Consider the following 12,087-nt stretch of genomic DNA (forward strand, 5'->3'; position numbering starts at 1 on the left):
TCTTATGCCAGAGCTTTCATTATCGAACTCTTCTGTGGTAACGCCAGAAGCCGCGTCGTTATTTTCTGCGGTAACGAAATATTTTAAGCCTGAAGATTTAACTTTACTCAAGAATGCGTATTTTTTTAGCCAAGGTGCGCATTCTGGGCAGTTTCGTAAGACTGGTGAACCTTATATTTCTCATCCCGTGGCGGTTGCTGGTATTCTTTGTGAACTCCATCTAGATGCAATTACGCTTGCTGCTGCATTATTACATGACGTTGTAGAAGATACGACTATTTCTAAGGAAGAAATTAGCGAGAGATTCGGAGTCTCGGTAGCCGAGCTGGTAGATGGCGTCTCCAAATTGGAGAAGATTGAATTCCAGACTCAAGCTGATGTGCAAGCTGAAAATTTCCGTAAAATGCTATTGGCTATGGCGCAGGATGTAAGAGTCATTCTTATTAAATTGGCTGACCGCTTGCACAATATGCGAACACTGGAAGTAATGCGCCCTGAAAAGCAGCGTCGCATAGCACGGGAGACTTTGGAGATTTATGCACCTATTGCTCATCGTTTAGGTTTAAACAGCATTTACCAAGAATTGCTGGAGCTGGGCTTTCGTTATTTCTACCCTAATCGTTACAGGGTATTGGTAAAAGCGACTAAGGCGGCGCGAGGAAACCGCCGTGAAGTGGTCGGAAAAATTCTTGATGCGATCAAACATAGATTTGAAGATGCGGGTTTAGATGCTATTGTGAATGGGAGAGAGAAGCATCTTTATAGTATCTACAAGAAAATGGTTGAGAAGCAACTGAGCTTCTCGGAGGTATTGGATATTTATGGTTTTCGTGTCCTGGTGAGGGATATTCCTTCGTGTTATCTGGCATTAGGAGTCTTACACAGTTTGTATAAACCCATACCAGGTAAATTTAAGGATTATATTGCGATTCCTAAGCTGAATGGTTATCAATCACTCCACAATACATTGCTGGGCCCTTATGGATTGCCGATAGAAATACAAATCCGAACTTATGAGATGCACCGGATTGCTGAGATGGGCGTTGCATCACATTGGCTCTATAAAAATAATGGCACAGAGGTAAATGAACTGCATCTAAAAACAAATCAGTGGCTAAAAAACTTACTGGAAACCTTGAGTGACTCTTCCGATTCTATTGAGTTTCTGGAACACCTCAAGATCGATCTGTTTCCCGGGGAGGTCTATGTGTTCACGCCACAAGGAAAAATACTTGAGTTATCAAGAGGCTCCACTGCAGTTGATTTCGCTTATGCGATACATACAGATGTGGGCAACTGCTGTGTTGCAGCCAAGATTAACGGTGAGAATGCGCCCTTACGTACTAAACTAAAGAACGGCGATCGAGTAGAAATTGTAACTGCGCCCTATGCGAATCCCAATCCTGCCTGGCTCTCTTATGTTGCTACAGCAAGAGCGCGTTCAAGCATCCGTTATTTTCTTAGAACCATTCAATATGATGAGTCAGTAAAACTAGGTGAACGTTTACTAAATCAGGCTTTATTATCATTTGGCATCAACCCTGAAACAATCAATGAAACACAATGGGAAAAACTTGTCAGGGATAGCGGCGCTAAGTCGAAAAAAGCATTGCTTGCAGATATCACATTGGGAAAACAGCTTTCAGCCGTGATTGCTAAGCGTTTAGCGGTACCTGGAGAGTCGATATCCGAAATCACTAGCACAACAAGTAATCCTGTGGTGATCCTTGGTACGGAAGGTATGACAGTACAGTTTGCTCGATGCTGCTATCCAATTCCAGGGGATATGATCGTTGGGTTGATTAAGAAAGATCAGGGTTTAGTGATTCATACGCATGATTGTACAGCCGTAATGAAAATTCAGAGAAACTCTGAGAATGTACTAGATGTGACGTGGGGTAAAGATATAACCAGAACTTTTGAGATTGGTATCACTATGACAGTAGTAAATCAACGTGGTGTACTCGCTAGGGTCGCCGCAGAAATTGCCAAGGACGATTCGAATATCGATGACGTCACCATGGAAAGTGATAAAGATTACACCACCATGCACTTTATTTTGCAAGCCAGGAATCGTCGGCATCTTGCCCAAATCATGCGGGGCCTGAGGCATATTCAGGAGGTTGTAAAACTTGGTCGGGCGAAGAATTAGGCGTTTATTGCATAAATAACTTAGTCCGAATATTTCATAAATTGGCACGTGCCAATTTATGAAATATTCGGGTTAGTAAGCAATTATCCTGGAACGGTGTCTCTATGTGTCAGGATAATTAGCTCATGACGGGAAATCCCCCGGCTATGTCGGGGTGACAGTAAAAGTTTGACAGATATGGGAGTCCATCAGCGAAACTCCACTCGTGAGCCGCCTAGCACACGAAGAAAGGAGAATCGAGATGGACGAGGGCGAAAGCCTAAGCCATAGTAAATGGGAGTGCAAGTAAAAACCACATCATATTCATACCGAAATGCTGGAGGAAGACGTTGTATGAGCAATTGAGACCACAACCTTGGGGATGTTTTCAAGAGATTGGCCGAATACAAAGACAGCAGGATAGAAGGAGGACATCTGATACTGGATCATGCACATATACTGATATCGATTCCGCCGCAGCGCGCGGTGTCTCAAGTAGTCGGATACATCAAGGGCAAGAGTGCCATTCATCTGGCGCGAGTGTACGGAGAGCGTAAGCGCAACTTTTTTTGTGCGAGAGGCTACTTTGTATCAACGGTGGGACGAGATAAACAAATGATACGGGAGTAAATTCGCCACCAAGAGAAAGAAGACAAGCGCTTGGATCAGATGAATCTGTGGTGATAACAGGCTATCTTCAGGTAGTCACAAAGGTAGGGGCCGTGTAAGCAACCCCATTTTGCTGCTTTGAGCGGCTCACAAAATTAAAGCCCTCAGCTTTGCCGGGGGATACTTACTTCGAATTCCTATCTTTCCGCACTTTGTCAATTAACTCATTTAATACCTGAGTCGTATCGCGTGGTGTACCGCTCATCTTTCCACTAGTTATGTATTTTCCATCGATCACTAAGGCTGGTACACCGGTTAATTTGAATTGCCTTATCATTTGGGAAGTTTTTGCTACTTGATTTTGAACAGAAAAGGAATTGTAAGCATTGATAAATTTCTCCCGGTCAATGCCTTGCTTCTCAATCCAATCGAATAGAATAGCTTCCTTGGACAAATCAATTTTGTCACGATGAATAGCTTTGTACACCTTATCATGAAATTCTTGGGTTATGCCTAATATCTCCATCGCATAGAAAGTTTTTGCGGCAGGAGTCCAATTAGCGCGGAAAATCGCTGGAACATATCGGAACTTTACATCCTTTGGAGCATTTTTGCGCCAATTATCTATATGGGGATGTAGCTCATTGCAGTGTGGGCAACCATACCAGAAGAACTCAATGACCTCAATACTTCGGTTATCTTCAGTAGGCTGGGGGTTTGCGAGAACGATATAATCGCGCCCCTCAACGATTTCTGCATGCGCAGTCAACGTGACTATCAGATTAAGGCCAACGAATAATAAGAAAAATTTAAAAAATTTATTCATTCTATTTTTCTCTTCTATAAATTGTTAAATAGATTCTATTAAGTAATAGAATCTACCAAATCAGGATTGCTATGGTATTTTCTTGGGAATCTTGACAAAATTAGCTTCTATTCCATTTTCTTGTAATGAGGCGCGCATTTGATCAATTTCATCGATTTTTGAGTATGGACCTATACGCACTCTGTACCACGTACTTTTGTCAGAAGATTCTGTTGTTTGAACAGAAGCAATCATTCCTAGTAATGCCAGTTCTGCTTTCATTCTTTCTGCTTCATTTGCATTCTTGTACGAACCAATTTGCAGGAAATAATCACTTGTCGTATTCGCGTTGTTTATTATAGTATGAGTTGACTGTGTTACTTGATCGAATGGTTCTTCGGTTAAAGGTTCATCTATACCTGGAAGTATATTATAGAAATCAAAACGAGGCTTGTTTACACTGACCTGATCAATTTCTTTGGTAGCACTGTTATTCTGTATTTTTTTGGTAATACTTTCATCAGGTTTATTTTTGACTAGCTTTTCTTCGGTAAGAAATGGACTTGGAGCCTGATTGATTAATACCCATACACCTATTGCGCTTGCTATGCCAAGCGCATATCCGATAAAGAGTCCTAGAATAAGTGAACCACTGCTCCTTGCAGTTGCCATACTCTTAGATTTGTAGTCTCTGCTCATGAAAATTCCTATATATGGTTCAGTTACATTTTACTGGGAGCGGTTACGCCTAATAATTTCAATCCATTTGCTAGCACCTGCCGAATAGCTGCAATCAATGCTAGTCTCGCCCGTTTAAGTGATTGTTCCAATACGAGAAAACGAGTTGAATTATAATAACTATGGAATTCGCTGGCTAAGTCCTTAAGATAAAAGGCAAGTAGGTGAGGAGCACGTTCATTTGCAGCTGCTTCTAGTGTATCTGGATAATCAATTAATTTTTGCAGAAGCATCAATTCTGCTTGGCTTATCAGCAAATCGGTGTCAATAGTAGAGAGCATAGCTTCATCTTCACCCCATTGAGTGAGTACGCTACAGATACGCGCATGGGCATACTGCACATAATATACTGGATTATCATTGGATTGTGATTTTGCAAGATCCAGGTCAAAATCCAAATGTTGATCGCTCTTGCGTAGTACATAAAAGAAACGTGCTGCATCATTGCCGACTTCTTGACGCAATTCCCGTAATGAAACAAATTCTCCAGAACGGGTGGACATAGGTACTTTTTTGCTCTCACGATAGAGTACGGCAAATTGGACCAAAGCAATTTCCAGTATATTGGGATCAAGTGCTAATGCGTTGATTGCACCTTTTACTCTCGCAATGTAGCCGTGGTGATCTGCACCCCATACATTGATGATATGTACAAAATTACGTTCAAATTTGTTGAGATGATAAGCAATATCAGAAGCAAAATAAGTGTAATGTCCATTTTCTCGCTGTACTACACGATCTTTCTCGTCCCCGAAATAGGTGGAGCGAAACCAAGTGGCGCCATCTTGTTTATACAAGGCATTTTTCTCATCCAGCAATTGAATAACCCGGCCAACCAAGCCGTTATCAAACAGTGATTGTTCTGAAAACCAGGTATCAAATTCCACGCCAAATTCCATTAAATCATTGCGGCAATCGCCTAGTTGTTCAGTAAGAACAAAATTGTGAATATAAGCGTAATCCTCTCCTAATGTTTTTTTTGCTATAGCAATTAGCTGGTCTAGGCGCTCATCATCTTCAAGCTCTGCTTCAACTTGGGCGAGCTCTTGGAGTATTAAATCGGATTGGTGGATATAGCGATTACCATGCGCGCTATGAATTAGCTTGGCCATTTCAATTACGTATTTGCCCTGATAAGCATTGTCTGGAAATGGAAAGGCATATCCACATTGCGCGAGGTAACGTAACCAGGTAGAAAGTGCTAATATATCCATCTGCCTACCTGCATCGTTGACATAATACTCTCGGGTGACAGAATAACCATTAGCGGTCATAATGTTTGCCAGGCTTGCGCCATAGGCTGCACCACGACCATGTCCTACATGTAGCGGCCCGGTAGGATTCGCGGAAACAAATTCAATCTGAATTTTTTCACCTTTTCCTAGATTATTATGACCAAATTTATCGCCCTGTTGTAACACACCAGATAAGAACTGCTGTTTTGCTGAGACCTTCAAAAAGAGATTGATAAATCCATTGCCTGCAACTTCAGCTTTTTCTAGATAAGGTGAATCAGGTAACGCATCAATCAGTGTTGTGGCGATTTCACGTGGGCTTTTGTGTAAATGCTTGGCCAATTGCATCGCTAGATTGCTTGAGTAATCACCATGATTAACTTGTTTAGGGCGCGCTAACTCAATACTAATTTCGTAATTCTGAGGAAGAATCTTTTTGGAAGCGAGGAGCAGTAACTGGGATAAATGCGATTTAAAGCTACATTGAGTTGATACTGTCATGATAAAAAAATCAGTTTAATAAGGCATTATTATAACGAGGAAGAGGCAGGCGAAGTTTACAGTTTTAATGGTGAGCACTTTTATGCACAGTAACTATTTTAGTTGCCTGACGAGTATTTTCTGGGTTTTACTGCTCACTAGTCAGTATATAATATGGTACGTTATAAATTTTGCTTAAGAAAATAAAGGTTGTAAGCATGGAAGACTTAATGATCGATCAAGAAGCAGTAACGCTGGATGATTGCATTCAGCATGCGAGAGAAGTGCTGAATGAGCAGATCTTACATATCAAAGGTAAAGGCTATGATTTTGCTCCTCAATTCAAAGAGATGACGATTCAGCTTTATCTGGTAGGAGTGATGTGGCGGTTTTATGAAGAGCATAATTCTTCAGAAATGGCTCGTGAAAAAGCGTTTTCAACGCTATGTTCAATGATGGTTAAGGATGGTATTAAATCTAAACGGGCGAAAAAGCAGGTGGATTTTCTTAAGAAAATGTCTAAGCTGGAAGATGGGGATGATGCTTTGGCGATAGCAATAGGTCATGAATCAAAGCCGGGAGATGAGAGTTTGGCTGAGATTTTTGATCATTATGTTGATGAGATTGGTGTTTCAGGTTCTTTATGGCGACATTATGATCTAGGGAAAAAAATCATATTATTTGGCGGCTTATTGATGGGCTTTGCTGGAGTATGGTTTGTCACAATTTTTATGCCTGAAAGTAGCGATATGTTCATTCTGGCTTTTGGCTTACTGACCGCATTTCTTTTTGTCATTTCAGTATCTTTGATTGGCCTGCTAATTTATCGTCTTAAATTCAAGAAAGGTAAACATTCAGAGACTCCACCTGCTGTATAACTAGAATGATATGAGTTTTAGAATGCTTATTTTAAATCTTGGTTCAAAAAAGTAACATTGTGGGTTATCCAGATTGCTATCAAATTAAATGCAGCTGTGATTTTTTGTGGCAATAATGGTTGTGACCCAAAAAGAAATCTTTTTTTGCATAAATATTCAATTTAGCCTATTTTTTATAAAGTAATGAGTGCTGACATCATTGATGGTAATGCAATTGCGGGTAAAATCCGTGCTGAATTAAAAATACGCGCCGAGAATCTTGTACAACATGGTATGCAATCTGGCTTGGCTGTTATTCTGGTAGGCGATGATCCAGCTTCCTGTATTTACGTGCGTAATAAAGCCAAAGCATGTAGAGAATCAGGAATTCGCTCTGAAGTTTATAATTTTCCAGGTGAGACATCTCAAGAGACGGTGCTGCAGCATATCCATGCATTAAACGCAAATCCAGAGATTCACGGTATATTAGTACAGCTGCCTTTACCGCTTCACTTTGAGAGTCATCGAGTCATCGCTGCTATTGCAATTGAGAAAGATGTGGATGGATTTCACCCTTGTAACGTCGGCGCACTCGCAACGGGTAATGCTTTATTTTATCCTTGCACCCCTTATGGCGTCATGATGATGTTAAAGGAGCGAAATGTGTTGATCGAAGGGCAGCATGCAGTCGTTGTAGGGCGCAGCAATATTGTGGGTAAACCGATATCATTGATGCTTCTGGAGAGAGGAGCCACTGTCACCATTTGCACATCTAAAACAAGAATTTTGGCTGAACATACTCGAAATGCAGATATTCTAGTAGTGGCTACCGGAAAGCCGCGCATGATTACGGCTGACATGGTCAAATCAGGTGCAACAGTGATTGATGTCGGGATTAACCGTATGGACGATGGGACGTTATGCGGTGATGTGGATTTTACGTCGGTAAAGGAGAAAGCCGGTCATATTACACCTGTTCCAGGAGGGGTCGGGCCTATGACGATTACCATGTTAATGAGTAATACCATTGAAGCAGCTGAGCGTGCCAGGGCGGCTATGTAATTTTTGACTAAAACTACCAGTATATTATTTCCAAACCGAGATACGGAGCGGCTACTCAATATGAATTTACAGGATATTGACCCACAGGAAACACAGGAATGGTTGGATGCGTTGGAGTCTGTGCTTGCCAATGAAGGAGCGGAACGTGCGCACTATTTATTGGAGAAATTGGTTGAAAAAGCGCGGCGTTCCGGTGCATACCTTCCTTATAGTGCCAATACTGCTTATATCAACACGATTCCATTAGGTAAAGAGGAACGTTCACCTGGTGATCACGCAATAGAGCACCGTATTCGTTCTTATGTGCGCTGGAATGCTCTGGCGATGGTTGCGCGTGCCAATCGGAATACCAATGTAGGAGGGCATATTGCTAGTTTTGCATCAGCGGCGACCTTATATGATGTTGGTTACAATCATTTCTGGCAAGCGGCAAGTGAGCAGAAAGGAGGTGATCTCGTTTATGTCCAGGGACATTCATCTCCGGGAATTTATGCTTATGCATTTCTGCTGGGGGTGTTGACTGAGGAACAGCTTGATAATTTTCGTCAGGAAATAGGAGGGAAAGGTTTATCTTCTTATCCTCATCCATGGCTGATGCCGGATTTCTGGCAATTCCCAACCGTATCGATGGGGTTGGGGCCACTGATGGCGATCTATCAGGCGCGCTTTATGAAATACCTGGGCAGTCGTAAGTTAGCTCATACCGAGGGACGCAAGGTTTGGGTTTTCACGGGCGATGGTGAAATGGATGAACCCGAGTCGCTGGGCGCGATTTCACTCGCCTCTCGGGAAAATCTGGATAACTTGATCTTTGTGGTGAACTGTAACCTTCAGCGCCTTGACGGTCCTGTCAGGGGTAATGGTAAAATCGTACAGGAATTGGAGGCAACGTTTAGAGGGGCTGGCTGGAATGTCATCAAAGTAATCTGGGGTTCATATTGGGATCCACTCCTGGCGAAAGATACTAAAGGTCTTCTTCAACAGCGCATGATGGAATGTGTGGATGGAGAGTATCAGACTTTTAAGGCAAGAGATGGTGCTTATGTCAGGAAGCATTTCTTTGGTAAGTATCCTGAGTTACTCGAAATGGTTGCCAATATGTCAGATGATGATATTTGGCGATTAAATCGTGGTGGTCATGATCCCCATAAGGTTTATGCAGCCTATACTGCCGCAGTCAAACACCAAGGACAGCCTACCGTGATTCTTGCCAAGACTGTCAAGGGATATGGAATGGGTGAATCAGGTGAGGCGCAGAACATTACTCATCAGCAGAAGAAAATGGGTACCACCTCACTTAAGGCATTTCGCGATCGATATGGCCTTCCTGTGCCGGACGATAAAATAGATGAAATTCCCTATCTCAGATTTGATAAGGATTCTCCTGAACTTACTTACATGCAGGCGAGACGCCGGGCATTAGGAGGATTCTTGCATCATCGCCGGCGTAAGGCAGAAGCCTTACAAATTCCACCTTTGTCAGCATTCGAGACATTACTCAAAGGCAGTGGCGAAGGACGAGAGTCTTCCACGACTATGGCATTTGTGCGCGTTCTTAATATCCTGACTAAGGATAAAAATATTAGTAAACATATCGTGCCCATCGTAGCTGATGAGTCGCGAACGTTTGGTATGGAAGGAATGTTTCGCCAACTCGGTATCTGGTCGTCAGTAGGACAGCTTTATACTCCCGAGGACGCTGATCAGCTGATGTTTTACAAGGAAGATAAACATGGCCAGATTCTTCAGGAAGGGATTAATGAAGCAGGCGCCATGTCTTCCTGGATAGCAGCGGCCACTGCATACAGTACACATCACGTGCAGATGATTCCTTTTTTCATTTTTTATTCCATGTTTGGCTTTCAGCGTGTAGGCGACCTTATCTGGGCTGCCGGTGATATGCGCTGCCGTGGCTTTCTGCTGGGCGGTACAGCTGGACGAACCACGCTGAATGGTGAAGGATTGCAGCATGAAGACGGTCATAGTCATCTTGCTGCTTCCACCATACCCAATTGCATATCTTATGATCCTACCTACGCTTACGAACTGACTGTGATTCTTCAGGATGGTTTGCGCCGCATGTATCAGGAACAGGAAGATGTGTTCTACTATATCACGGTAATGAATGAAAATTATGCTCACCCAGATCTTCCCAAAGGGGCCGAGCAGGGTATCTTGAAAGGAATTTATTTACTTAAGGAAGGCAGTAAGCGAAGTAAGGGAGTACGTATACAGCTGCTTGGTTCAGGGGCTATATTACGTGAAGTGATCGCAGCGGCAGACATACTGCAACAGGAATATGGTGTAGTCGCAGATATCTGGAGTGTCACCAGTTTTACTGAATTACGGCGTGAGGCTCTCAGTATTGCGCGCTGGAATATGTTGCATCCGACGGAGCCTGCTAAATTATCTTATGTTGAGAGCTGTCTTAAAGATCGCGAAGGACCTGTGGTAGCTGCAACTGATTACATGAAGATCTATGCAGATCAGATACGTGCGTTTATTCCGGGGCGCTATTGTGTGCTGGGTACGGATGGCTTCGGGCGTTCTGATACGCGTGAGAAACTCAGACATTTTTTTGAAGTGGATCGTTATTACATTGTAGTTGCGGCACTTAGGGCTTTATCAGAAGAAGGTAAAATTCCGGCAAAACAAGTTATCCAGGCAATCAAGGCATTCGGCATCGATCCGGATAAACCAGATCCGGTTATGCAATAGATAGCGAGTATATTTAATACAAACAAGAAAGTGGCCGTTTTGCTGCTGATTGATAGATTGAATGTAGATTGAGGAAAGCGTGTGAGTGAAATTAAAAAGGTACGGATTCCTGATATTGGTGACTTTAAGGATGTGCCAGTCATTGAGATCCTCGTCAATGTTGGTGATATTCTTAAGGTAGAGGATTCGCTTATCACATTGGAATCAGACAAGGCTACAATTGAAGTTCCTTCGCCTTATTCCGGCACTGTCAAGGAAATTAGTGTCAAAGCGGGCGATAAGGTTTCTGAGGGATCTGAAATACTCGTCATGGAAGTTTCTGCAGAACAAGAGAATAAGACTATTACTGCTAAGTCCGATCAGACTGAAGAAACAGCAAGTGATGCTAATGTAGTAAGTTTAAAGCATGAAATATCGACCGGAATTCCTTCCATAACTCAGGAATCTTTTCAAAGCAAGCAGTCACAGTCCCCTACACAGTTTGAAACACTGGATCAGCCCAATCATGTGGCCGAAGTGAAGCCACACGCAGGGCCGTCTGTAAGACGCTTTGCTAGAGAATTAGGCGTGGATCTAAGCAGAATAGTAGGGAGCGGTCCAAAGCAGCGTATCCTTAAAGAAGATATACAGACTTTTGTTAAACGAGAGCTAGCAAAATTACAGAGTACGGGCCTGGGTAGTGGTGTACTTGATTTATTGCCATGGCCTCGTATCGATTTTACAAAATTTGGACCAGTTGAATTAAAACCATTATCGCGTATCAAGCAAATCTCGGGTGCTAATTTACATCGTAATTGGGTAATGATTCCACACGTCACTCAATTTGACGAGGCTGATATTACTGATCTAGAGGCACTCAGGAAAGAATATAACAAAAGCCAGCGAGAGAATGGTACCAAATTAACCATACTAGCTTTCCTCATGAAAGCTGCGACTACAGCATTGAAAAAATATCCTGAGTTTAACGCATCACTGGATAGTAGTAATGAAGAGTCCTGTTTAGTTCTCAAACGTTATTATCACCTTGGATTTGCAGTAGACACACCTAATGGTCTCGTCGTGCCCGTTATTCGGGATGCTGATCAAAAAGGTGTGATTACGATAGCAGATGAGCTAGGAAAACTTTCTTCACTTGCCCGAGAAGGAAAATTAAAACCAACTGATATGCAAGGTGCTAGTTTTACCATTTCGAGTCTTGGAGGGATAGGTGGTACTGCTTTCACGCCTATTATCAATGCTCCCGAAGTTGCGATCTTGGGAGTCTCACAGGCAAGTTTAAAACCCATTTATCGTAATGGAGAGTTTATTCCTCGTTTGATTATTCCCCTGTCGCTATCTTATGACCATCGGGTTATCGATGGCGCATCAGCTGTTCGTTTTACTTCACATTTGGCAAGTATATTAGCGGATATGCGTCTAGCATTATTTTAAAGTTTCTGTGCTCGGTTACCA

The 12,087-nt window shown here is 42.5% G+C and carries 8 protein-coding genes and 1 pseudogene; 6 read left to right on the top strand and 3 right to left on the bottom strand.

What is annotated here, in order from left to right; translation table 11 throughout:
* The first annotated feature begins 4 nt into the window (after positions 1–4).
* Positions 5–2,152: a RelA/SpoT family protein gene (locus BLW34_RS09365; protein ID WP_090578664.1), complete on the top strand. Its 2,148-nt coding sequence runs from the start codon at positions 5–7 to the stop codon at positions 2,150–2,152.
* Between the two features lie 241 nt (positions 2,153–2,393).
* Positions 2,394–2,761, top strand: a pseudogene (gene tnpA, locus BLW34_RS09370) (IS200/IS605 family transposase).
* A gap of 163 nt (positions 2,762–2,924) precedes the next feature.
* Here the strand turns inward: tnpA and BLW34_RS09375 are convergent.
* From BLW34_RS09375 to argS, 3 genes are all read right to left on the bottom strand, one after another.
* Positions 2,925–3,566, bottom strand: a complete 642-nt coding sequence (locus BLW34_RS09375; protein ID WP_090578667.1) for a thiol:disulfide interchange protein DsbA/DsbL — start codon at positions 3,564–3,566, stop codon at positions 2,925–2,927.
* A 69-nt stretch (positions 3,567–3,635) separates the two neighbouring features.
* Positions 3,636–4,244: an SPOR domain-containing protein gene (locus BLW34_RS09380; protein WP_090578670.1), complete on the bottom strand. Its 609-nt coding sequence runs from the start codon at positions 4,242–4,244 to the stop codon at positions 3,636–3,638.
* 23 nt (positions 4,245–4,267) lie between these two features.
* Positions 4,268–6,019: an arginine--tRNA ligase gene (argS, locus tag BLW34_RS09385; protein ID WP_090578673.1), complete on the bottom strand. Its 1,752-nt coding sequence runs from the start codon at positions 6,017–6,019 to the stop codon at positions 4,268–4,270.
* Positions 6,020–6,228: 209 nt separating this feature from the next.
* On the opposite strand from argS, the gene BLW34_RS09390 reads away from it, so the two are divergent.
* The 4 genes from BLW34_RS09390 to aceF all read left to right on the top strand — a co-directional run bounded on the left by BLW34_RS09390 (position 6,229) and on the right by aceF (position 12,066).
* Positions 6,229–6,876 (top strand): hypothetical protein, encoded by a 648-nt coding sequence (locus BLW34_RS09390; protein WP_256203714.1) that lies wholly within the window; start codon positions 6,229–6,231, stop codon positions 6,874–6,876.
* 183 nt (positions 6,877–7,059) lie between these two features.
* Positions 7,060–7,917 (top strand): bifunctional methylenetetrahydrofolate dehydrogenase/methenyltetrahydrofolate cyclohydrolase FolD, encoded by an 858-nt coding sequence (folD, locus tag BLW34_RS09395; protein WP_090578678.1) that lies wholly within the window; start codon positions 7,060–7,062, stop codon positions 7,915–7,917.
* A 60-nt stretch (positions 7,918–7,977) separates the two neighbouring features.
* Complete coding sequence (aceE, locus tag BLW34_RS09400) at positions 7,978–10,635, top strand: pyruvate dehydrogenase (acetyl-transferring), homodimeric type (RefSeq protein WP_090578681.1); 2,658 nt, start codon at positions 7,978–7,980, stop codon at positions 10,633–10,635.
* Between the two features lie 81 nt (positions 10,636–10,716).
* On the top strand, positions 10,717–12,066 hold the full coding sequence (gene aceF, locus BLW34_RS09405; RefSeq protein WP_090578684.1) for a dihydrolipoyllysine-residue acetyltransferase: 1,350 nt from the start codon (positions 10,717–10,719) through the stop codon (positions 12,064–12,066).
* Positions 12,067–12,087: the final 21 nt, after the last annotated feature.

It is taken from the genome of Nitrosomonas sp. Nm58, from assembly GCF_900107335.1.
Lineage (GTDB): Bacteria > Pseudomonadota > Gammaproteobacteria > Burkholderiales > Nitrosomonadaceae > Nitrosomonas.

Coding starts and splice junctions, on each gene's coding strand:
- BLW34_RS09390 (WP_256203714.1), top strand. CDS start 6,229: ATGATCGATCAAGAAGCAGTAACGCTGGATGATTGCATTCAGCATGCG.
- BLW34_RS09380 (WP_090578670.1), bottom strand. CDS start 4,244: ATGAGCAGAGACTACAAATCTAAGAGTATGGCAACTGCAAGGAGCAGT.
- BLW34_RS09375 (WP_090578667.1), bottom strand. CDS start 3,566: ATGAATAAATTTTTTAAATTTTTCTTATTATTCGTTGGCCTTAATCTG.
- aceE (WP_090578681.1), top strand. CDS start 7,978: ATGAATTTACAGGATATTGACCCACAGGAAACACAGGAATGGTTGGAT.
- argS (WP_090578673.1), bottom strand. CDS start 6,019: ATGACAGTATCAACTCAATGTAGCTTTAAATCGCATTTATCCCAGTTA.
- BLW34_RS09365 (WP_090578664.1), top strand. CDS start 5: ATGCCAGAGCTTTCATTATCGAACTCTTCTGTGGTAACGCCAGAAGCC.
- folD (WP_090578678.1), top strand. CDS start 7,060: ATGAGTGCTGACATCATTGATGGTAATGCAATTGCGGGTAAAATCCGT.